Origin of the sequence: Mycobacterium szulgai, from assembly GCF_002116635.1 — a bacterium.
In the GTDB taxonomy this organism is placed as follows: Bacteria; Actinomycetota; Actinomycetes; order Mycobacteriales; family Mycobacteriaceae; genus Mycobacterium; species Mycobacterium szulgai.
Genome location: NZ_LQPW01000015.1, coordinates 1 through 21658, shown reverse-complemented (window position 1 = coordinate 21658; position 21658 = coordinate 1). Strand labels below are relative to the sequence as shown.

The 21658-nt window shown below is 65.6% G+C and carries 18 protein-coding genes and 2 pseudogenes; 9 read left to right on the top strand and 11 right to left on the bottom strand.

The window, feature by feature from the left end:
- Positions 1–7: 7 nt before the first annotated feature.
- The 3 genes from AWC27_RS03755 (at position 8) to AWC27_RS03745 (ending at position 3644) form a co-directional block, all read left to right on the top strand.
- Positions 8–1246, top strand: a complete 1239-nt coding sequence (locus tag AWC27_RS03755; RefSeq protein WP_139836747.1) for an MFS transporter — start codon at positions 8–10, stop codon at positions 1244–1246.
- A 30-nt stretch (positions 1247–1276) separates the two neighbouring features.
- Complete coding sequence (locus AWC27_RS03750) at positions 1277–1837, top strand: M15 family metallopeptidase (protein WP_085669265.1); 561 nt, start codon at positions 1277–1279, stop codon at positions 1835–1837.
- A gap of 133 nt (positions 1838–1970) precedes the next feature.
- The gene (locus AWC27_RS03745; RefSeq protein ID WP_085669264.1) at positions 1971–3644 is read left to right on the top strand and encodes a DUF7159 family protein; all 1674 of its coding nucleotides are present in this window, start codon (positions 1971–1973) and stop codon (positions 3642–3644) included.
- A gap of 5 nt (positions 3645–3649) precedes the next feature.
- Here the strand turns inward: AWC27_RS03745 and AWC27_RS03740 are convergent, their stop codons facing one another.
- Positions 3650–6253: a flavin-containing monooxygenase gene (locus AWC27_RS03740; protein WP_085669263.1), complete on the bottom strand. Its 2604-nt coding sequence runs from the start codon at positions 6251–6253 to the stop codon at positions 3650–3652.
- Between the two features lie 100 nt (positions 6254–6353).
- Here AWC27_RS03740 and AWC27_RS32590 point away from each other — a divergent pair.
- From AWC27_RS32590 to adhE, 3 genes and pseudogenes are all read left to right on the top strand, one after another.
- Positions 6354–7325 (top strand): annotated as a pseudogene (locus AWC27_RS32590) (PE family protein); the annotation flags it as partial.
- 60 nt (positions 7326–7385) lie between these two features.
- Entirely contained in the window at positions 7386–8312 is a 927-nt protein-coding gene (locus tag AWC27_RS03730) for a LysR family transcriptional regulator (RefSeq protein ID WP_085669261.1), read from the top strand.
- Between the two features lie 80 nt (positions 8313–8392).
- Positions 8393–11020, top strand: coding sequence for a bifunctional acetaldehyde-CoA/alcohol dehydrogenase (gene adhE / locus AWC27_RS03725; RefSeq protein ID WP_085669280.1), 2628 nt, complete (start codon positions 8393–8395; stop codon positions 11018–11020).
- Here the strand turns inward: adhE and AWC27_RS03720 are convergent.
- From AWC27_RS03720 to AWC27_RS03695, 6 genes are all read right to left on the bottom strand, one after another.
- Positions 11017–12123 carry a ferritin-like domain-containing protein gene (locus tag AWC27_RS03720; RefSeq protein WP_085669260.1) on the bottom strand — a complete coding sequence of 369 codons (1107 nt, stop codon included), beginning with the start codon at positions 12121–12123 and terminating at the stop codon, positions 11017–11019. The genes adhE and AWC27_RS03720 overlap by 4 nt on opposite strands.
- A gap of 76 nt (positions 12124–12199) precedes the next feature.
- On the bottom strand, positions 12200–12712 hold the full coding sequence (locus tag AWC27_RS03715; RefSeq protein ID WP_085669259.1) for a hypothetical protein: 513 nt from the start codon (positions 12710–12712) through the stop codon (positions 12200–12202).
- 7 nt (positions 12713–12719) lie between these two features.
- Positions 12720–14276: a hypothetical protein gene (locus AWC27_RS03710; protein ID WP_139836746.1), complete on the bottom strand. Its 1557-nt coding sequence runs from the start codon at positions 14274–14276 to the stop codon at positions 12720–12722.
- A gap of 152 nt (positions 14277–14428) precedes the next feature.
- Positions 14429–15097 carry a YoaK family protein gene (locus AWC27_RS03705; protein ID WP_245846825.1) on the bottom strand — a complete coding sequence of 223 codons (669 nt, stop codon included), beginning with the start codon at positions 15095–15097 and terminating at the stop codon, positions 14429–14431.
- Positions 15098–15426: 329 nt separating this feature from the next.
- The gene (locus AWC27_RS03700) at positions 15427–16245 is read right to left on the bottom strand and encodes a class I SAM-dependent methyltransferase (protein ID WP_169726704.1); all 819 of its coding nucleotides are present in this window, start codon (positions 16243–16245) and stop codon (positions 15427–15429) included.
- Between the two features lie 181 nt (positions 16246–16426).
- Positions 16427–17290, bottom strand: coding sequence for a maleylpyruvate isomerase family mycothiol-dependent enzyme (locus AWC27_RS03695; protein WP_169726703.1), 864 nt, complete (start codon positions 17288–17290; stop codon positions 16427–16429).
- Positions 17291–17417: 127 nt separating this feature from the next.
- On the opposite strand from AWC27_RS03695, the gene AWC27_RS03690 reads away from it, so the two are divergent.
- Entirely contained in the window at positions 17418–18050 is a 633-nt protein-coding gene (locus AWC27_RS03690; protein ID WP_169726702.1) for a TetR/AcrR family transcriptional regulator, read from the top strand.
- Here AWC27_RS03690 and AWC27_RS03685 read toward each other — a convergent pair.
- A complete protein-coding gene (locus AWC27_RS03685) occupies positions 18013–18456 on the bottom strand; it encodes a hypothetical protein (RefSeq protein ID WP_245846822.1) in 444 nt (147 codons plus the stop codon). The genes AWC27_RS03690 and AWC27_RS03685 overlap by 38 nt on opposite strands.
- A complete protein-coding gene (locus tag AWC27_RS03680; RefSeq protein ID WP_085669254.1) occupies positions 18453–19406 on the bottom strand; it encodes a carbon-nitrogen hydrolase family protein in 954 nt (317 codons plus the stop codon). Before AWC27_RS03680 ends, AWC27_RS03685 begins: the two co-directional genes overlap by 4 nt.
- A 35-nt stretch (positions 19407–19441) precedes the next feature.
- Here AWC27_RS03680 and AWC27_RS03675 point away from each other — a divergent pair, with 35 nt between their 5' ends.
- Positions 19442–19819: a nuclear transport factor 2 family protein gene (locus AWC27_RS03675; protein ID WP_085669253.1), complete on the top strand. Its 378-nt coding sequence runs from the start codon at positions 19442–19444 to the stop codon at positions 19817–19819.
- 5 nt (positions 19820–19824) lie between these two features.
- Positions 19825–20598, top strand: coding sequence for an HD domain-containing protein (locus AWC27_RS03670; RefSeq protein ID WP_085669252.1), 774 nt, complete (start codon positions 19825–19827; stop codon positions 20596–20598).
- 100 nt (positions 20599–20698) lie between these two features.
- Here the strand turns inward: AWC27_RS03670 and AWC27_RS03665 are convergent, their stop codons facing one another.
- A complete protein-coding gene (locus tag AWC27_RS03665; protein WP_245846829.1) occupies positions 20699–21082 on the bottom strand; it encodes an IS110 family transposase in 384 nt (127 codons plus the stop codon).
- A gap of 213 nt (positions 21083–21295) precedes the next feature.
- Positions 21296–21658 (bottom strand): annotated as a pseudogene (locus tag AWC27_RS31465) (hypothetical protein); the annotation flags it as partial.

Sequence of the window (21658 nt, the reverse complement as noted above, 5' to 3'; positions counted from 1 at the left end):
TTCGGTCATGGCCGTCATCATCAGTGCCGCCATCCCCGGGGTTATCCGCCCGCTGCTAGGCGGGTTCGTGCTTACCCGGGCCGCCGGGTTCGCTCCGCTCTTCTTGAGTTATCACGTGGTCGAGCGCACCCACGGCAGCGCTATCGTCGGCGCCGCGCTGGCCAGTCTCGGCATCGGCTCGCTGGTGGGACAGCTGGCGTGCGGTTGGCTGGCCGACCGGCTGGGCCGGCGGATGACCATCACCCTCATCATGGCGATCGGGGCTCCGGTGCTATTCCTGCTGGCCAAGGCCAACACCCCCGCGGAGCTACTGGCCGGCGCCGCGATGGTGGGCTTCACCTACGACGCGCCGCATCCAGTGCTGAGCGCGACGATGTGCGATCTGATTCCCGATCCTGGCAAGCGGGGGCGGTTGGACGCGTGGCGGTTCGGGTGCACGAGTCTGGGAGCGGTGATCGCGGGTGGTATCGGTGGCGTGGTGGCCGATCGCGTAGGTACTCCGATTCTGTTCATCGCCAACGGCCTGGCCTACGCGGCGTTCGCCGGCTTGGTCGTGCACCGCATTCCCGATACCGCCCAGCGGACTCCTGCAGCGAATCCGCTGGGTTACCGTAAAGTGTTGTCCGACAAAGGTTTCATGCTGTTGCTGATTTCAAGTGTGAGCACCTGGGCCGGGGCGGCCAGCCTGGTTTCCACGGTGCCCCTGCTGATGCACTACCGGGGTCTGGACGTCGGCGACTACGGCTGGGCGGCGATGGCCGGCGCCCTGGCTGTCGTTGCTCTGACGCCGTTGATGGCGCCCTGGCTGAGCCGGCGCGTCGCCGAACGCCCGCGGCTGGACATCCTGGCCGCGGCGACCGGGTGGATCGCGATGTGGATGGCGTTGACCGCGTTGGCGCATTCGGTGGTGGCTTTCTGCGTGATGGTCGCGGCGGCCGCCCCTGGTGAAATCGCCTGGTTTGTCGTGGCTCCTGGGATTGTGCATCGCATTGCACCGCCCGCCCTCCGCGGGCGCTACCACGGAATCTGGGGATCCTCGTTCGGTGCGGCCGCGGTGGTCTCGCCGATCCTGGCGTCGAGCTGTCTGACTCACGGCGGTCCCATCCTGCTGTCGGCCACCTCGTTGGCCGCCGGAGTGATCGGGGCTGCGCTGTGCTTACCGCTGCATCGCGTATTGAACCGGTCGCAGAGCCGCCGCCGGCATCTTCGTCCTGCCGATGCCGGGCAGTTGACTATGGTTGGGTGACGGCGCGGAGTCAGAGCCAGGAGGTAGGGCATGCGATTGGTTGCGGCGGCCGTTGCCGTCAGTGCCGTTGCGTTCGGCTTTGCTGCGCCGTCCGGCCCGGCTGCCCAGCCGGTCGCGCTTGCCGACCACACAGTTGCCATGGACCCAGCGCTCGACCCCGGTGATGGTTCCCTTCCCGACGGACACACTCTCACGCCGTTCGACGTCCAGGACCCCGCGATCGGACGCCTCGACCCGGCGCTACTGAGTGCGATCCAGGCTGCCGCCACCGCGGCCGCTGCCGACGGCATCACCATCGCCATCAACTCGGGCTGGCGGTCGGCGGAGTTTCAGCAGCGGCTGCTGGATAACGCGGTGCGCACCTACGGCAGCCTGGCCGTGGCGCGCCAATTTGTCCAGACCCCAGCGCTTTCCAAGCACGTCGTCGGCGAGGCGGTCGACGTCGGCGGTGCCGGCGCAGACCAGTGGCTCATGGCGAACGGTGCCCGCTTCGGGCTGTGCCGGATTTACGCCAACGAGGTGTGGCACTTCGAACTGGCCGCCGACGAGGCGGGCAACTGCCCGGCGCTGCTGCCCAATGCCGCCGGTTGAGTCGGCAGGTTCATAGCAACTACCTAGCTGCGGCTTAACTGAGCACAGGCCTTGCGGCATTAAATTATTTCTTGCGGGCGGGCAGCGTTCCTCCGCTCGGCCGCGGCTTAGCTGGCAAATATATGGAGTAGCGGTGGACTTCGTACTCGGGTTATCGATGACAGCTGCGGGTATCCGTATGGTGCTGGTTGAGGGGGAGAACGCCGACGGCGTCACCGTAGAAGAAGACGAGTTCGCGGTTGCGGCGGCCGGCTCAGCAATCGACCAGGCGCTCGCCGCCATCCTGGGCACCCGCGAGGGCGCAGACGACGCCGGCCACCAGCTCACCTCGATCGGCGTGATTTCGACCGACCTGTTCGAGGCCGCCGCGCTGCGCGATGCGCTGGCCGCGCGCAAGGTCGATAACGTCATGCTTATCTCGGCGTTCCTCGCCGCGACAGCCCTGGCCCAGGCGGTCGGGCAGTCGATCGGATACGAGCGCATAGCAATGCTTTTCGTCGAGCCCGAGAGCGCGACCTTGGCTGTTGTCGAGGCCGCCGACGGCGCGGTCGCCGATGTCCGCAAGGAGCCGCTGCACGGCGTCGACGCCATGGCGGAGTTGACCGAGTTGGTCGCGGCGGCGGAGACACTCGAAACCCGGCCGGACGGCTTGTTCGTCATCGGTTCCGGCGTCGACATCGCCTTGATGAAGCCACAACTCGAGACGGCGACCTCGCTTGTGGTGAGTGCGCCCGCGGAGCCGGAGACGGCGCTGGCACGGGGGGCGGCGTTGGCATCTGCCCACGCCTCGTCGTTCGTCCCGTCCACGGATGCCTTTGCTTACAGTGCCGTTCCCGACGAGGAGGCCGACGCCCCCACTGCGGTTATGGGCACCGGAGAAGAAGCAGGCCTGCGGGAGAGCCTGCAGCAGCGCAGACCCGTCCTTCTGTTGGGCACTGCCGGTGCCGTGGCGCTGGTGAGTGCCGTTGTAGCGCTGGAAGTTTCATTGGCGCTGGGTATTCGACCGGCTGCGGTAGGTTTGCAACGCATACCTGGCCAAAATTTCATCGTCCCCACAATGCAGGCACCCGTGCCGCCACCGGCCGTGGCGTCGGTGCCTATGCATCTGCAGGTGCCGGCGGCCAAGCTGCCGTCCGTCAATGCCTTTGTGCCAGCTGCGCCGGTGCCCGCCGCTGCGGCGGTGGCTTTGCCCGATCCTGAATCACCGGTCCGGGCGTCAAGTCCGATACTGATTCCGTTGCCGGCGGTTCTACCGCGTGAATCTTCGCCCGCACCGTTGCTCGCTCCGCCAGTTCTCCCCATACCGATCCTTCCGGTACCGGCGCGGGCGCCGGTACCGGAATCGGTGCCGGTGTCGCAGCCGCCGACGTCGGTGCCGGTGTCGCAGCCGCCGAGGTCGGTTCCGGTGTCGCAGCCGCCGAGGTCGGTTCCGGTGTCGCAGCCGCCGGCGTCGGTTCCGGTTTCTCGCCCGCCGGCGTCGGTTCCGGTTTCTCGCCCGCCGGCGTCGGCTCCGGTGTCCCAGCCACCGACACACGTCCCGGTCTCGCACCCACCGAGTGCCGTGCCGGTGTCAAAGCCGCCGAGCCCGGCACCCGTGTCGCGTCCGCCGACACATGTTCCTATGGCACCGCCGCCAGCGCACGCTCCGGAACCTAAACCGCCCGTTAACCTTCCGGCGCCGAAGGCTCCGCCGGCCATTCCCCAACAGCCACGCTCGGTGACTCCGCCCGTGCATGTGCCGTCGCCAAGCCACAGCTCAGGAGGCGGTGGTTCCGGCCACAGCTTTGGCGGCGGCGGTCACAAGTAAACGGATCATCCCGCTGTCTGAGCCGGCGTGGCGTTAGCGAGATCGGCCGCAAAGAAGCCACGCAGCGCATCGGCGATCCTGGCTCGCAGTGGGGCGCCCGAGACGACCACGTCGACCATCGTCAGCGACAAGTGCGTGTGTCCGCGAGCCCGCACGTGCTCGGTAGGAACCCCTGCTGCAGCAAGGGCTTCGGCATACGCCACGCCCTCGTCGCGTAGCGGGTCGAAGTCCGCCGTAACGACGATCGCCGATGGCAAACCGGACAGATCCGGCGCGCGTAGCGGCGCGATCCTCGGGTCATCCCGAACCTCGGGATCGGCGTAGTGGTCGAAGAACCATCCCATGACCGGCGCGGTGAGACCGTAGCCGTCGGCATTCTCGAGGTAGGAGCCGCGGGTTTGATCGGAGTCGACGACCGGTGTGATCAGCGCCTGGCCCACAATCCTGGGCCGGCCTGTCTCTCTGGCCAATTGGCTGACCACGGCGGCTATGCCCGCGCCGGCGCTCCATCCGCACACCGCGATGCGTCCGGGCTTCCCGCCGATTTCTTCGGCGTGGTCGGCGATCCACTGCACCGCCGCCCAGCCGTCCTCGACCGCAGCCGGGAAGCGATGCTCAGGGGCGTGCCGGTAGTCCACCGACACAATGAGCATTTCGCTGCGCACACACAGATCGCGGCACAACGGATCATCGGAAATGTGATCTCCCAGCAGCCAACCGCCGCCATGGAAGTAGACGACGACTGGATGCGGACCCTGGCTGGCCGGTCGGTAGAGGCGGTAGTTCAGGATACCTGCGGCGCCGGGCAGGGTGCCGTCGACGATTTCACCGACGTCCGGACCGGGGGGACGCGCGAGGTTCATCTCGTTCATGAAGGCCCGCGCCTGGTCGGGCGCCATCGATTCCAAGGGCGGTAAGTCCAACAACGCCATCTGCTCGAGGACCATCTGGACGTCGGGTTGCAGCCGTCGTACCACGCCGTCCTCGCACTGGGAGCCGGCGGGGCCGGATAGCCTGAACCCCAAGTAGTTTCGGGCCACGACCTCGTCGCAGGCCGCCCGGTAGAAGTCGACCCCGGCGGCATAGGCCATGAAAGTACGGGGTTTGCCCGGTATGTTGGCGCCGACGTACCACGAATTGGCCAGCGGGAAAAGCGTTATCGACGCGGCGTCGTCCACATGCTGCATCCAGCCGGCTTCCGCGGCCTCGGTGGGTTCGATCCGGTCGAAGCCGTGGGCGCGCAGATACGTCAAAGCCTCCGCGACGAAGTCGACATGCTGCTCTATCGACACCGTCATGTTCGACAGCACCGACGGGCTGTTCGGGCCTGCGATGAGAAAGAGGTTGGGAAACCCCACGGTGGTCAGGCCGAGATAAGTGGACGGCCCATGAGACCACTTGTCCTTCAACACAAGCCCGTCCCGGCCGACGATGTCGACCGCCGCCACCGCGCCCGTGATCGCGTCGAAGCCGGTGGCGAACACGATGGCGTCGAATTCGAAAGATTCACCGGCCGTGTCGATTCCGGTCTCGGTAACGCAGACCAACGGCTGGTCCTGCAGATTCACCAGCCGCACCTGGGGCAGATTGAACGTGGCGTAGTAGTCGGTGTCCAGGCACAGTCGCTTCGCGCCGACCGGATAGGTGGTGGGACATAGCGCGTCCGCCGTCTGTGGATCGTGCACTATGCCGCGAATCTTGGTGCGGATGAATTCGGCAAAGTCGTTGTTGGCCAGCGGATTACTCATCACGTCGGTATAGAGGTTGAGCACCTCGAGCAGTTCGCCGCGTTGCCAGGCGCGTTCGTACCGCTCCTGACGTTCCTCGGCGGACACCGAGAACGTCGGGGTGATCGTGCGTTCCATCGGCACCCCACCGAAGGAGTTGCGCGCCGCTTCACGATAGGCGGCGTCGTCGCTTAGTTGCGCCAGCTTTTCCGGCGGAATCGGGCCATTGTGGGCGGGGATCGAAAAGCACGGCGTGCGTTGAAAGACCACCACCTGCGCTGCCTGCGCGGCGATGAGCGGAATCGATTGGATCCCCGACGACCCGGTGCCGACGACACCGACGCGTTTACCGGTGAAGTCGACGGGTTCGTGGGGCCAGCGGCTGGTGAAGTACACCTCACCGGTGAAGTTCTTGGTGCCGGCGATGTCGAGGTCCTTCGGCATCGACAGACAACCCGTCGCCATGACGAGGTAGCGGCAGCGAATCTCGTCGCCGCGATCGGTGCGCACGCGGTATCCAGCCGACTCGTCATCCCAGTGCGCGTGCGTCACCCGGGTGCCGAACTGAATGTCGCGGCGAAGGTCGTGTTTGTCGGCGACGTGGTTCAGATATCGCAGAATCTCGGGCTGAGTGGCGTATTTCTCCGACCACTGCCACTCGCGTGACCAGTCGGGATCGAAGCTGAACATGTAATCGACGCTGGGGATGTCCACGCGCGCGCCGGGATAGCGGTTCCAATACCAGGTGCCGCCAATATCGTCGCCCGTCTCGAATATCCGCATTGACTGGCCCGCGAGCCTAAATCGGTAGGCGGCGTACAGACCCGCGATACCGGCGCCCACGACCACAACATCCACATCGGATCGGTTTCCATCAGGCATGTGATCATCATCGCTACCGAAGTCTTCCGGCGGAAGCCATCTCAGCCCGGCAACCTCTTCGATATGCTGTGCGTCCTCGGGGGCACGAGGATGTGCGGCGATGTCTCTTTTGGTGGCAGCTCCGGAGTGCCTGGCCGCAGCGGCGGCCGACTTGCAATACATCGGCTCGGGGCTGCGTTCAGCGAACATCGCGGCAGCGTTTCCCACCTCCGGGTTGCTCGCGGCGGGCGCCGACGAAGTGTCGACGGCCATCGCATCGCTGTTTTCCGGGCAGGCCTTGACGTATCGAGCGGTTAGCGCACAGGCCGCGATTTTTCACCCACAGTTCGTCCAGGCTCTGACAGCCGGCGCCGGCGCATATGCCGCCGCCGAGGCGGCCAGCGCATCGCCCTTGCAGGGCCTCGTCGATGCGATCAATGCGCCCGTCCTCGCCGCTACCGGGCGTCCGTTGATCGGCAACGGCGCCGATGCCACGACGCCGGGTGGCAATGGGGGTGATGGCGGAATTCTCTACGGCAACGGCGGCAACGGCGCCGCTGGCGGGCTTGATCAGGCCGGCGGCAACGGTGGCAGCGCGGGGCTCATCGGCAACGGCGGCGCCGGTGGAACCGGCGGCGGCTCGAGCGGCGCGTTCCCCGGGCCCGGCGGCCACGGCGGCACGGGCGGGCTGCTCTTCGGCAACGGCGGCGCAGGTGGTGCCGGCGGTGTCGTCGGCGGCCTCGGCGGCGGCGTCGGCGGCAATGGCGGAAACGGCGGTACGACAGGGCTTTTCGGCGCTGGCGGAGCGGGCGGGGGAGCCGGCGGTAACGGTAGCGCCGCGGCGGGCATCGGATTCGCCAACGGCGGGACCGGCGGGGCCGGCGGCAATGGCGCGCTGTTCGGTAGCGGTGGTAGGGGCGGCGACGCCGGGGCAGGTTTGCCTGGCTCTTTCGGTGTCGGTGGTGCCGGTGGCAACGCCCAGCTGATCGGCAACGGCGGCGGCGGTGGCAACGGCAACCCCGCGGGGTCAGGGCATGGCGGGCCTGGCGGCAAGGGCGGGCTGCTGTTCGGGACAGCAGGTACCGTCGGCGGCTAAGCCTTTTCGTAGTGCCGAGATACAAGCGTGCCTTGTATCTCGGCGGTACCATCAGGCGTGGCGTTAAGCGCGCGGATGCCCGATCTTTCCGCCCTCGAGGTGTTGTCGGCGATCGCCAAGACCGGCAGTTTGAGCGCGGCCAGCAGGGCGGTGGGGACCAGTCAGCAGGCCGTTTCGGCGCGGCTGACCTCTATCGAGGCTCAGGTCGGTGTGCGCCTGGTGACGCGCACGCCGCGGGGCACCCTCCTGACACCGGCCGGCGAGGTCGTCGCCGAATGGGCCGATCAGGTCCTCGACGTCGCGCAGCGCGTCGACACCGGGCTCGCCTCGCTGCGCGCCGAACGCCGCAGCCAGCTCAAGGTGGCTGCCAGCCAAACCGTGGCCGAGCACTTGCTGCCCCGCTGGCTGGTGTCGCTGCAAGCCGCGGCCCAGCGACGCGGCGCCGTCGCGCCGGAGGTCACCTTCGACGCGACCGACAGCGAGGGAGCGATCGCCGCGGTGCGCGACGGGAGGGCGGAACTAGGCTTCATCGAGACGCGTGGCCCACTTCGCGGGTTGCGCAGCCGCGTGATCGGACATGACGAGCTGATCCTCGTCGTGCCACCCGATCACAAATGGGTACGGCGGTCGGCGCCGATCACCGTGGCCGAGCTTCGCCAAACGCCGCTGGTATCGCGCAAGTCTGGGTGGCGTCTGCTGCTGGGTGGCGACGAGCCCCTTGACGGCGACGAGCCGGAGCCGGCCGCGCATCCGCTCGAATTCGCTTCTGCCGCAGCGGTTCGCGCTGCAGTTCTGGCCGGTGCGGGTCCGGCGGTGATGAGCCGCCTGGCCGTCAGCGACGACCTCGGTCATGATCGCCTGCGCGCCGTCGCGGTGGCGGATCTGGACTTGCGACGCGATCTGAGAGCGATCTGGATGGGCGCCCGTACCCCGCCGGCGGGTGCGGCAAGGGACTTGCTGCACCACATCGCCACCAGTCGTTGACTGAAGCCCATTACGGCACGGACTTAAGTCTCTATCCGTTGCCGTGGAGCCGGCCGACCATGGCACCGGAGGTTCGAACGATGCTGACCAAACACACGACAGCTCCGACGCGCGCGGGTACCACCGGCAACGGCGACACGTCGGAGAACGACGATCGCCGCCGCGATGAGATCGACGCGATCGTGGATACCGCCGCAGCTGCGGCCGCCGAATTCCGCAAGCTCGATCAGGTTCAGGTCGACCGGATCGTCGAGGCGATGGTGCGCGCCGGCCTGCGCGCTGCGGCCGAGTTGGCGGGCGTGGCGATCGAGGAGACCGGGTTCGGCGTCTTCGAGGACAAAGTAGTCAAGAACTACGTGGCGACCGAATTCCTGCACGACTATCTGCGCGACAAGAAATCGGTGGGCGTCATCGACGAAGACGTCGAGAACAACATCGTGCACGTCGCCGAACCGATCGGCGTGGTGCTGGCGATAACGCCGGTGACCAACCCGACGTCGACGGTTCTGTTCAAGGCGATCGTGGCCGCGAAAACGCGCAATGCCATAGTGTTTCGGCCGTCACCCTATGCGGTCCGGTGCTGTGAACGCAGCGTGGAGATCCTGCGCACGGCGGCCGAAGCGGCCGGCATGCCGCCCGGGGCGCTGCAGGTCATCCCGGATGCCGCCCATGAGGTGACGCATTATCTGTTCAAACACCCCAAGGTTGACTTCATCTGGGTCACCGGTGGACCGAAGATCGTCGCCTTGGCCAGTGCGGCCGGAAAACCGGGGCTTTGCGTCGGCCCCGGAAACGCCCCCATCTACATCCATCGGACCGCAGACGTGCGGGGCGCCGTCGTCGACATCCTCATCTCGAAAACCTTCGACTCCTCGGTGATTTGCCCCGCGGAACAGACGTGCGTCATCGACGACGAGATTCATGACGCGATGATCGCCGAGTTCGAGCGGATGGGTGCCCGGTTGCTCACCGTCGACGAGGCCGCCGCGATAACCCGGTTCGCGTTCGGCTGTGGCGACAAGATCTCGCTGGACGCGCTGGGCCAGAAGGCGCCGGAACTTGCTGCACGAGCGGGCTTTTCGGTGCCGCCGACAGTCAAGGTCCTGCTGGCGCCGCTGCCGTCGGACCTGGCGGAACTCGCTGCGCACCCGCTGGTGCAGGAGAAGTTGATGCCGGTGCTCGGCGTGGTCCGGGCGCGCGACATGCAGCATGCCATCGACGTCGCAGTACTGGTTACCGAACACGGCGGGCTGGGCCACACTTCGGCGGTCTACGCCAACGATCAGGCGGTGATCGACGCGTATAGCGCGGCGGTGCGTACCGGGCGCATCCTGGTGAACGCGCCGACCGCCGTCGGCGCGCTCGGCGGTGTCTACAACAATCTGACCCCGACCTTCTCGCTGGGATGCGGAACCTGGGGCGGGTCGAGCACCACCGAGAACGTCAACTATCGCCAGCTGCTCAACATCAAGACCGTCGCGCAACGCCGAACCCCGCCACAGTGGTTCCGGGTCCCGTCCAACACCTACTTCAATGCCGGCGCGCTGGAGAATCTGCGCGACCTGGACTGCGAGACCGTCGTGGTGGTCACCGACGCGGTGAGCGACGAGCGCGGTGTGGTCGATCTGGTGCGCGGCAAGATGCGCACCCGCCACGTGCAGGTGTTCAGTGAAGTGACGCCGGAGCCGGACGAGACGACGATCCGCCGCGGCGTCGAACTGCTCGAGCGCGTACAACCCGACATTCTCATTGCCGTCGGCGGCGGCTCGGTGCTCGACGCCGGCAAGGCGATGCGGCTGTTCTACGAGCACCCGGAGAAGAGCCTCGACGAGTTGACCATGCCCTTCCTCGACCCGCGCAAGCGGGTGGCCGACTATCCGACCGATCGGCATCGGCTCCAATTGGTCGCTATCCCAACGACTTCGGGCACCGGTTCGGAGGTGTCGCCGGCAGCGGTGCTGACCGTGCACGGCAAGAAGGAGACGCTGGTCGACTACAGCCTAGTGCCCGACCTCGCCGTCATCGATCCGCTGCTGGCGTCGTCAATGCCGCCGGTGCTGACCGCGGACACCGGTATCGACGCGTTGACGCATGCCCTGGAGGCGGTGGTCTCGATTTTCGCGTCGCCGTACACCGACGCCTTGTGTGCACAGGCGGCGCGGCTGATCTTCGAGGCATTGCCCAGGGCGTACAGCGATCCCGACGATCTGGCCGCGCGCACCGACATGTCGAATGCGGCGACGCTGGCCGGGCTCGCCTTCTCGAATGCGTTCGTGGGCACCAACCATGCGCTGGCGCACGCCGTCGGCGCGAAGTTCGGCATCGCGCACGGCCGGGCGAATGCGATCTTCCTGCCGCACGTGCTGCGTTACAACTCGGGCTTGCCGAGCAAATTCATGCCGGCTCCGGGCTACTCGGCCTACGTCGCCCCCGACAAGTACGCCCAGATCGGCCAGCTCATCTTCGGCGGCCACGAACCCGAAGATTGTCGCGGCCGATTGCTGCGCGGAGTCGAGGAGTTGCTGGGCCGGGTCGACATGCCGCGCTCACTCAAGGAAATGGGGATCGACGAGGACGAGTTCAACGCTGCGCTGCCGGGGCTGGCGATGACCGCGTTCGAGGACCTCAGTAACCGCACCAACCCGCGGATGCCGCTGGTCAGCGAAATTACCGAGCTGCTGCGGCTGGGCTACTACGGAATCTCCTAGCTCGCTGCCGCACCCGCGGCGATCACCTGATCGACTTCGACGGCTCGCGCGGCCATCTCGGCGTGTGCCTGGTCCAGCGCGTCGGCCTGATCCTCATCGGCCTTCATAAACGCCTCGATGTCGAAGCCGGCCATGTCGAGCACACCCATGTCCCTGAAGGCCGTTTGCACCTTGTCGCCCCACAACCCGATGTCCTTGACGATCGGCACGATGCGGCTGAACAGGTGCGAGCGGAACTGGATCATCAGCGGTGACGTGTCGACCCACTCCGCACACGCTTGGACGTCCATGCCGAGGGTCTCGAAAACCTCCTCGCCGCGGAACCGGTCGCGCATCAGGTAGCAGGCGTCCACCACGAACTCTTCCCGCTCGGCCCGCTCGACCTCGGTGAGTGCGGAGTAGTAGTCCTTCAGCGAGATGCGGCCGAAGGCGACGTGCCGGGCCTCGTCTTGCATGACGTAGGCCAGTACGTGCTTGGCCAGCGAGTCCGGCGCCGCCATGTCACGCAGCACCCCGAAGGCGGCGAGGGCGAGCCCTTCGATGAGGACCTGCATGCCGAGGTAGGGCATATCCCAGCGCGAGTCGCGCAGGGTGTCGTCGAGCAGTGTGGTCAGGTGCTTGTTGATCGGGTAGACCACGTCGACTTTGTCCTGCAGGAACCGCGAGAACGCCTCGACGTGGCGGGCTTCGTCCATGGTCTGGGTGGCTGCGTAGAACTTCGCGTCCAGGTCCGGGACGACCTCGACGATCTTGGCCGCGCACACCATCGCGCCCTGCTCGCCGTGCAGGAACTGCGAGAACTGCCAGGCCTGGAAGTGCTGGCGCATCTCGGCGCGCCGCTTCTCGTCGGCGCTGTCCCACATGGGGCTGCCGAACAGCGGATGGAACTCGTCGGGGAGCCCGATCGGGTTCATGGGGTCGACGTCTTGGGTCCAGTCGATGCGCGACTGGGCGTCCCACTGCTTGTCCTTTCCCTTTTGATAGAGGGACAGGAGCCGGGCCCGGCCCTCGTCGTACTCCCAGGTGAAGCGCGCGTCGCCGGCGCTGGGGACCGCACGCGAGTACGGCGTGGGAATTTGCGTGTACTTGTCCCTGGTGGTCATGAGCTGCTGCCTCTCTGCCCGGCGTGACCAGTGGTCATATGACCAGTATCACAGTGCACCGTATGCGGCAGTGCCGTCAAGAGCCGATTGGCATGCACCAGCGCCTGGTTGCAGGTGCCAGGGCAAGAATCATCGTGACGACCGGGAACATGAAGAAAACGATCGTCATCACGATGCCGGGTGCCGACGACGGGTGGAACGTATCTACGTCCATTTGGTGGGGTAGGTGTTTCCAGTCCTTGGCCAGCGTGATGCTGACCGCGACCTTTGCCACGTCGAGCGCGATGACCACGGTGCACGCGATTGCGATCATCGTTATGCCGCGCCGCCGCCGGCGCTGCAGGCTGATCCCGCCGATCAACAGCAGCACCGCCACGACAAGCTGGACCCCGCCGGATGCGAAGCTCCAGGGCGCGAACCAGTTCGGGTAGGTGCCCGCATATTGCGAGCCGCGATGACCCAGCACTTCGACGATGCCGAAGAAGGCGAGCAAGGGCACAAAGAGGTGTGTGGCCGCACCGAGGAAGCTCAGCACTGACGCCGCGGTGGCCGTGTGCCCGGAGTTGCCCGGCGGCCGTTGTCTGTCCATCGGTGATCTACATCGGTTGACCCGTTGTTGGATCGATCCGATATATCACTTCCCGGTGGAGCGGTCCAGGGTCGATCACCGCGACCGGCGCCTTGCAGGTCCTGATAGCCATATGTGGCGCCCGGGGAGAGCTGAGCAGGGGGCTGGGTTCCTGCAACTCATGACAGCTGCCATGGTCGGCGCCATCGGAGACCCAAGCGACGTAGTAGTTGACGTGATAGTCGCGGAAGACCTGGGCCAGGGGCTGTCGTTGCCGGATTCGGTCGGTGAACTCATGCGACATGGCCAGGCCCTCAAGCTGGACGATGGGCTGCTTCACCAGCCAGCCCGGCGTGCCTGCCTGGTCGCCCATGGCATAGACACCGGGATGCGAGACGGAAAAGGCTTGCAGCCGCCGGGCTGCGTCGACGGTGTGTGCTCGTATCGGGTCCAGCACGAGTGAACAGCCAATCCACAGCACCCCGAAAAGAAGGGCAACGGCAACCGCCGGAACAGCGACGCGTCGACGCAATTCCCGCCGCCGCAGCCCTACCACCAGCAGGCAGACCAGCAACCCCAGCGACATCACGGCGAAGTAGATGTACCAGACGAACATGATCCAGCCGCTCAGCAGCGCCTGAGCAGCGAACTGCAGCAGGACTGCGACGGGCACGGCCATGGCGAGCCTGCGGTTGTCGACATTGGGATTGCGCCATAGCAATACGACGAGTGCCACCGCCACGCCGGCAACGGCGGTTGCCAACGCGATACCCAGAGCTGGGTTGGGAAATACGAGGAAGTACCAGTTGGGCGGTAGGTACAGATTGAGCGTCTTGGCTGTCATCGACGTGGTGGCGAGGTGACCGAACGCCCACAGGTTGATCGCCGGATACAAGTAGAGGGGCGCCGCGCCGGCCGCAAATGCCATTAGCCGCTTGACATCCCAGCGCGCAACGATGGCTACGCCCAGCCCGATCAGCAGCACCGCGGCGTCGAGCCGTGACAGCAGGAGAAGCGCCGAAAGCAGTCCGACCACAGCCGCTTCCCGCACGGTTCGTTCGGCCAGCGGCTTGCTGCTCAGGTACACCAACAACAACGCCGCGACGAACGCCGTCAACGACGTCTCGAGGCCCATGCGCCCTAGTCGCGCAAGCGGTAGCGCCGCGACGCCCGCGCCCGCCGCGGCCGCGAGTCGGTCACCGGTAACGCGCCGAAGGAAACGTTCAAACAGGAAGTAGAACCCGATCATCAGTGCCGTCACGCTTAGGGCTAGCGCGCCGAAAAAGATTTTGCCGTCGCCGGCAATCCAGTAGAGAAATGCAACCCACGCAAACCACAGCGGGTGATAACAATTTGTAGGTTCAGCCGGAAAATACGTCGAGCCGGCACCGTTAGCCCAATGCTCTGCCGGCACCAGGTAGTAGAAGAAGTCGTCACATACGACCGAGGCGACGTCGGCCGTCCAAACGACCGGCCAGAGGCATACGAACGCAATAAGTGCAGGCACGGCTATGCGCAGTGTGGGGACGATCTTGTGGTCGACACCGGCCCTGGTGGTCGCCATACCTGCAGTGGCCGCGACCATGTTGCCTCCTCTGGTCGCGGTATAAAGCGTGCGACTAACCCCAATTGCCGGCAGAGCATAACGCAGGCCGGCACGTGCAAAAAATGGTGTTTTAGCGCCTTTTCAGCCGATTGACCAACGCGCAAATATGCTTTGCAATCGGCGGGCGGCCGCTAGCCCGTCTTACCCGCTCGCTCGTCGAGCACGACCAATACCAGCGCGACCATCAGGATGATCGCCGGTATCCAGATGGCGTGGTGGCCCCACGCGCGGGTGGTTGCGGTGCCGAAGCCGGCGCCGACGGTGAAGGCACCAATCAGCGTGGCGTACACCCGAAATGCCCGTCGGGAGCCACGTTCGCCGTCAATGAACCCCGAGTAGCCGGTTTCGACCAGGCGCATTAAGTTCCCCGTGGTGGCGACCGGCAGGTAGTTGAGATCTCCGATGCTGCGGAACAACCCGATCTGCACGCCGGCTAAGAATGCGATTGGCACCGTGATGAAACTGGCCGGCACCGTTCTAGGGATGAATCCGACACCGACAAAGAATGCGGCTTGAATTGCCATCGTCCAACGCAGCGGATGCGATACCCACTGTTGGATGCGTCCGGATTTGATGTGCGCGGCGATCGCTACGCCTGCTGTGAACGCGAAGATCGGCCACAGTCGTGCCAATGCCGCGGTCCAATGCTGCTCGACGAGATTGACGGCGAAAAAGATCACGTTAGCCGTCTGGACATTGGCGAACACGCCGGCGAAACCCAGGTACGTGTGGGCGTCGAGAAAGCCGTTGGCCAGCGTGAGGAAGACAGCGGGCGGCAATGTGGTTTTCGTCTGCCTCACGAACTCCCCCTTGGCTCGACTGTCCCCAATGTAAGCCGCGGCGAGATCACCCGTATTGAGCACCGCGACCGATCCCTGCCGAACGTACAAGTTTTCGCGTTCGCGGATTTGACGCCTTGGCCGTAACTGGGTGTGGTGCAAGGCCGTCCACCGCCCTGCGGTGCTGTGCGCCAACAAACTCACCCCGACCGCGAAGCCGGCCCGCCTCGCGGCGGGAATCCGGCTCACCGACATCGCGGAGCTAACGCCGGCAACATGTCCGCGCTCGGCGCGCTTGCACCCCCGGCGGAGAATCCAGCGACGGCAGCGTAGTGCGTGCCGCTGCATGGCTAGTCGGGCGGTTTGCGGCCCCACACGGCGACGATCAGGCCGCCCCGGTAAAGAAACGAAGGATCTTCCAAAGCCCGCTGCGCGTCGGCGGCTTCGGACTGCCCAACCACTCCGTTGGCGACCATGGCGTCATCCACAGGGCGAAAAGATCGAGCCATCAATTGCGACATTGGGCTGTGGCCGGGCCCGACCATCGCAACGCCCTCATTTCCCATGTCGATTAAGTTCAGCTGGCCCATGTGGAGCGCAATGGTGCGGCCGTAGCGCAGGTCCATCACCCCGGCCGCCAAAAGGAACTTGATCCGTGCCTGTGCGCAAAGGTCGAATGACGCCGCGAGGGGATGGCCCGGGTCTGCGGACTCAACCGTGCCGTTATCGACGTCTTCGACCATCAGCCAACCGCCGGGGCGCACCGCCGCGTACAACCGCTGCAAGGCAGCCTTCGGATCGGGCAGATGGGTCAATAGATTTCGTGCGTGCACAAGGTCATATGACGACGGCTCAATGGAATCCTGGGTGATGTCACAGCGACGAACCTCGACATTCTGTGCACCGATTTCGCCGAGGAATCGCACATCGAGGTCAGCAGCCACAACTTTGCCCGCAGTGCCGACTCGTTGAGAGAGCCAACGCACCACCGACCCGGCGCCAGCGCCCACCTCAAGGCACCGCCAGCCTTCAGCAACGCCGATTCCGTCGAGATGACGCAGGGTGGACGGATCGTTGAACTGCTCGATTAATCGCAATCTCGCAAGCTCGGTATCCGCTTCATGGTCGCTAAAGAAATAGCCGCCGCTCTGGTTATCGTGCTGAGTCACTTCGCGCCCCTCTGCGCGGGCGCGCCGACGCACCCCAAGCCCTGGTTTGGCTCAACCTAACCCACTGCGGGGGAGGCAGCGCCGACGTCATGGGCAACTTGTACGGCGGCGCCACCGGTGGAACCGGCGGCTAGGGTATGGCTCTGTCCATTAGCAGGAAGCGGCGGTCGGGTGATTTACGTTATCGGCTGACCAGACGAGGCGTCGGATCATTGCCAAGGTCCCACGTGTGTTTCAGTCCGCCGAGTACCCGGTGCCATTCCGGTGGTGCGGCCCCGGGCAGAGGCAGCCGGGTGCTGAGCGCCTCGGTCAGGTCCACCGCGGGTCCGCGTAGCACCGGCATGCTTTCGTCCGGGTGCTCGATGCGCACGGTCACCGCGTCTTCGACGGCCATTACGCAGTGGAAGTCCGGGTCGGTCGCTTCAATCCCGAATCGTCCCCTGCACTCCATTCCGGCACCGAATGCGAAGCCCTGGGTGAGGGCCGCCACGTAGCGGAGACTGGCGACGACCTCGTCGGCGACGACAGTCGGTTCGATGCCGAGCGGAATCAGGATGTCGCGCTCGTGCACCCAGGAGTCCCACAGCGCGTGGGACATCAGCAGCCGGATGGGCACCTCTCCCAAAGGCGACTCAGCCACGGTGGACCAGCCAAGATCGTCGAGCGCCTCCGCAGTGGCGATCAGTTCCGCGTTGGAGGATATGAGCAGGTCGAGCACCTGGGCCGAAGACAACGAGCCGATGTCCTCGACCATCCTCAACGGTGACACAGCGGGATCGAAGTGCGGCATCAGGCGGGTCGGCTGTCCGGCGAGCCCAGCCACGGCGGACATGACGTACAGCGGATTGATCCCGGCAACGTGGGCGATGACATCCCGGACCGACCACGCAGCGCAGCGGCTCGGCGCAGACCATTCGTCGTCGGTGAACGTGGTGGCGATCTCGGCCAACCTGGCTCGTTGGCGGATCAGCGGCGTTGCGACGTCATGCGGATCCCCTTCGATCGTGACGACGGTGGGACCGGTGTAGCGAGGAGAAAGAAGCATGTTGTGAACGATACTATAATAATGAGCGATACTACAAATATTTCCCTTGCGAGGTGCCAGCCGCGGCCCTCCCCCGGGCGGAGGAGTCGCTACCGTTAAGCCCATGTCGTCGCCCTCTTCAGCACCGATGTCCCGCTCCGAACGGAAGAAGGCCAACACGGCTTCGGCGATCCTCGACGCCGCAGAGGTCCTCTTCCGGCAGCGGGGATTCCAGGCGACGACCATTGATGAGATCGCCGAGCGGGCAGATGTGTCGGTGGGCTCGGTCTACGTGCACTTCGAGAACAAGGCGCGTCTCTACCTCGCCTTGGTCGAGCGGGCCCTCACCATCAACGAGGCGGCGATGGGCAAAGTCGCAGAACTGAATCTGAGCAGTCCCCTGGAGCGTGTGTTCGCAGCAGGTGACGCCTACTTGAACTTCCACCTCGAGCACCCTGGTGCCTTCCAGATGATCGCTCTCCGGGTGCTCGAAGCGTCATCCGGATTGCACGAGGTGGAGGCGCGCATCGCTGACCGTGTGCAGCAGCTCGTGGACGCCGTCGAGGCCGACCTGCGGGCAGCGATCGAGGCCGGTGAGGTTCGTTCGGACCTCGATGCTGCCCGCGCCATGCGGTTTCTTTGGGGCGCATGGAACGGCGTGATCGGTATGACGCTGCGCGAGGACCGGCTCAGAATCGACGATCAGGAGCTCCGGGCGACATTGGCCGTCGCCCGGTCAGTGGTCACCGACGGTCTGCGCGCCGGCGGTGCACAGCGCTGATCGCCATCCCGGTGAAGCCCACCGACGTCGAGATGAAGGACGCCAGTCCGAGCTTGCGGTACGCCGGGTTCTGCAGAAGATCCGGCCGGTAGGCCAACGGAAGGAACATCATGGCGTTTGTCCAGGCACCGGTGGCCAGCGCTCGCTGCACTACTTTGGGCGCGCCGGGCACGGCCAGGCCAAGCGCGACCGTGCCGGTGCCCAGGGCTACCAAGTCCAGGTGCCACTGCCGAATTCGCGCAGGGCTCTTGATGCGGAGCCTCCGGGCACCATCGTCGTCGTAGCGCACTGCTGCGTAGATCCAGCCCGAGAGTGCCCCAGCCGCGAGTTCGACCACGCCGGAGGTCACCAGACCCGACGGCGCCATGCGGTGATCACGACCGTGTTCTACCGTCACGTCGCTCATGCCCTGACCGCCGCAGCTTGCGACATGTCGGACACCGGCAACCGGTCGTAGACCCGACGCCCCTGAAAGTTCTGGTACGCCCACACCATGGCAGCGACCGCTCCGCGGCGCTGCAACCAGAAGCGGTCCCTGGCCGGAGCGCCGGGAGAGCGAACCGCCTCGACATCGGCGATTGCGAAGCAATCGCCGTCGTCCCGGCCCTTGAAATCCAATACCTTCCCGGTCGCGTCGCAGATCTGTGCACCGCCCTCGCAGTGGCCGCGGTAGGTCACCGGCGTCCAGGGAAAAGGGCAGGCGAACTCGCCCGCGTGCGCTGCGTGCACGACGGGCGCACCCACGTACCGGGCGAAGACGGCAGGGGCCGTCGTCGCACGCCGATGATTGCGCACCTCGGCGCGCTTCATGAACGGCCACTCGGGGATGCTCCACCACCCTGACCCGCCGAGTACGAGGTCTACCTGGCCGGCCAGACGAGCGACCGTCTGGGTGCGGATCAGCTCCCAGCAGAGCGCGACGCCTACGGTCAGGCCCTCTGTATGGATCAGGCCTGGGTCGGTCCCTCCGACATAGAGCGCGTTCTCCCACATGGTCGGGAGGTCCTTGTCGTGGCGGCCGATCAGCTCGCCATCCGGTGCCGCGAGCAAGAAGGCATTCCGCACGTGACCGTCGTCGTCACGGACCAGTGTCGATCCACCGACGTGGACGCCGTGCTCGCGCGCGAGATTCGACAGCAACTTCGTCGGCTCGCCGTCGACCGGAGCGGCGTTGCGGCTCAGATCGGTGCGATAGGCGACGCCCGTTGAGAAGAACTCAGGCAACGCGATCCAGCTAGCGCCGTCAGCTGCGGCACGGTCCACCTGCCGTTCGCACGCCTCGAGGTTGTGGTCGACGTTGCCCAGGTCCGCCTTGATCTGTACTGCCGCAACTCGTGTGATTGTAGTAGTGTTCATTTTCGAACCATACTATAAAAAAGCGGGAAGGCACAATGAGTATCGAGAACATCGCCACTGTCGACGCCCTGTACAGGGCATTCATGAGCGGGAACTGGCCCCAGTTGCTGGGCACGCTTTCCAAGGATGTTGCCTGGACCCAACCGGGAAGCACGCGTCTGAGCAAGGTGCACCAAGGGCGCGAGGCGGTCATCGAGTTCTTTCTCGACATCGCGCAGTACGGTCTGGCAGTCCTACCGATCGAGTACTTCTCCGACGGTGACAAGGTGCTCGCCGTGGTCGACGTCGAGCTCGCAGGAGAACGTGCGAAGGAAGTCGACAGATTCGATCTGCGGAACGGCCTGATCGTGGCGGTCGAGCACATCGGCGACACGGAGATGCTCTCGCGCGCTCTATCCGGCAGCAGGGCGTGACAGCGATGAAGCGAAACACGCAACTTGACGCGATCGGAACGATCGAGTGGACCGAGTGCACCGGCGGGCAGCTGAGCCGGGCAGAGCAGATCGCCCTCGTGCGTCCGCTCCTTGGCGGCCACCGCGGGATCATTGCCGGCAGGATCGCGATGATGCTCAGACTCCACGCCGGTCGGCGCAACTCCATCGATCCCTCGAGCCTGATACCACCCGACTCGGCGTTGGCGCGCGATGCAGAGGCCGCGGCTCGCGATCTGCTGTCACCTGCCGTCCTCAACCACTCCTACCGGTCCTTCGCGTGGGGAGCGACGCTTGCCGCTGTCGACGGCATCGCCTTCGACCGTGAACTGTTCTATGTGGCTTGCCTGTTTCACGACACTGGCATCCCCAGCACCGTGCCCGAGGTGGATTTCACCGTTCGCAGCGCGGCCATGGTCCGAACGTTCCTTCGCGCACACGAAGTCAACCCCGAGGATCAGCGTGTGGTGACCAATGCCATCGCGCTGCACCACACGCCGGGGGTCGGTCTCGATCACGGCCCCGAGGCGTTCCTACTGTCCGCCGGTGCTGCGGTCGACGTCTTCGGCCTACGAAGCAATTACATTCCCGACGTCGTCCGCGCCGCGGTGGTGCGGGAATATCCCCGGCTGGGCTTCAAGCGTGAGTTCGCCGGGCTGTTCCGCGCCGAGGCGCGACAAGTTCCGCGCGGCCGGGCGTCCTATCTGCACCGGTTCGCGCTGAGCGACATCACGATCCGGCTCGCTCCGTTCCGCGGTTGAGGCCGGCTGCGAAGCGAATCTGGCGAGGCAGCGGACCAGGGCGAGATGCTGTCTGTGACAGGCCGATGCTGCGCGTTTGGCGTCCGGCGGCTCTTGTTGCTTAAGTCGCCCGAGAACGCCGTATGCAAGTCGGGACCCCGAAATCTCGAGGAGGGCATCGAGGCGGGAAAGCTGGTAGTGCGGCGTTTGACCAGCGTGGAGTGCGTTTTGGTGGCTCGGCGCAACGGGTCGCCAGGACCGATGCCGCCAGCACGACCCGGGCTCCTCCACGGCGAAACCAGGCCGCCAGCGGGACCCACGCATTGCGGGTTGATTCCATCAGCACCGTCACGTCGCTGGGCGCCTGCCCGGTTGGCACACGCGCCCAAAGCTTTTCGAGATCAGCTGTGGTGCCGTGGCATCGATGCGCCGACCACAGCAACTCACCCTTCTCATTGGCCAGGCTGGCCTGGTGCGGTGCGCGCACCGCGATATCGATACCCATCCAAACGACCACTGCCGCATCCGATCTGTCGTGGGATATGGACATTCCGGCCGCCGCTCCGCCGAGGGAAGTTGATCCGCACCAGACATTCGCTAACAGGGATCCCAACCAAAACATCGGGTCGCCAGGTTCCTAACAGGGCATCTACGTCCGGCAGTGGCCCCACCCGCCAACGCGATCAACAGGCAAGGAGTCGCTGAGCGCTCCAATCGGTCAAGCAACGATGACGAGCGGTGCCGGTTGGCGCCAATACTTCCCCGCCGGCCGACAGGAACAGCTCAGCACCGCCCACCCAGATTGAATGTCGGTCAGGGTGGAGGCGGGAATGCCTTGGGTGGCACAGGTTTTGCGGAATGTCGATGCCACGATGGGGCCGGTGACGCGGCGGTGTGCGGTGACCGACAGTGCGCAGCGGGCGTGGTCGTCGAGCCAGTTGAGGATCTCGACATGGGTGCCAGCTGCAAGCCGGACGCCCAAAGAAAAAGCCCGAACCCTAAACGGCTCTTCGGATCTTGCCGGGGTGCTGCGTTCATCGGACGACGATGGATGTGAGGACCCGCCAGTTGGGCTTGCCGG

Bases quoted from the DNA above. Each gene is read 5' to 3' on its own strand.
- AWC27_RS03740 (WP_085669263.1), bottom strand. From the start codon at position 6,253: ATGCCTGATGGAAACCGATCCGATGTGGATGTTGTGGTCGTGGGCGCC.
- AWC27_RS03675 (WP_085669253.1), top strand. From the start codon at position 19,442: ATGAGTATCGAGAACATCGCCACTGTCGACGCCCTGTACAGGGCATTC.
- AWC27_RS03685 (WP_245846822.1), bottom strand. From the start codon at position 18,456: ATGAGCGACGTGACGGTAGAACACGGTCGTGATCACCGCATGGCGCCG.
- AWC27_RS03690 (WP_169726702.1), top strand. From the start codon at position 17,418: ATGTCCCGCTCCGAACGGAAGAAGGCCAACACGGCTTCGGCGATCCTC.
- AWC27_RS03695 (WP_169726703.1), bottom strand. From the start codon at position 17,290: ATGCTTCTTTCTCCTCGCTACACCGGTCCCACCGTCGTCACGATCGAA.
- AWC27_RS03750 (WP_085669265.1), top strand. From the start codon at position 1,277: ATGCGATTGGTTGCGGCGGCCGTTGCCGTCAGTGCCGTTGCGTTCGGC.
- AWC27_RS03715 (WP_085669259.1), bottom strand. From the start codon at position 12,712: ATGGACAGACAACGGCCGCCGGGCAACTCCGGGCACACGGCCACCGCG.
- AWC27_RS03665 (WP_245846829.1), bottom strand. From the start codon at position 21,082: ATGGGTATCGATATCGCGGTGCGCGCACCGCACCAGGCCAGCCTGGCC.
- AWC27_RS03755 (WP_139836747.1), top strand. From the start codon at position 8: ATGGCCGTCATCATCAGTGCCGCCATCCCCGGGGTTATCCGCCCGCTG.
- AWC27_RS03680 (WP_085669254.1), bottom strand. From the start codon at position 19,406: ATGAACACTACTACAATCACACGAGTTGCGGCAGTACAGATCAAGGCG.
- AWC27_RS03710 (WP_139836746.1), bottom strand. From the start codon at position 14,276: ATGGTCGCGGCCACTGCAGGTATGGCGACCACCAGGGCCGGTGTCGAC.
- AWC27_RS03720 (WP_085669260.1), bottom strand. From the start codon at position 12,123: ATGACCACCAGGGACAAGTACACGCAAATTCCCACGCCGTACTCGCGT.
- AWC27_RS03670 (WP_085669252.1), top strand. From the start codon at position 19,825: ATGAAGCGAAACACGCAACTTGACGCGATCGGAACGATCGAGTGGACC.
- adhE (WP_085669280.1), top strand. From the start codon at position 8,393: ATGCTGACCAAACACACGACAGCTCCGACGCGCGCGGGTACCACCGGC.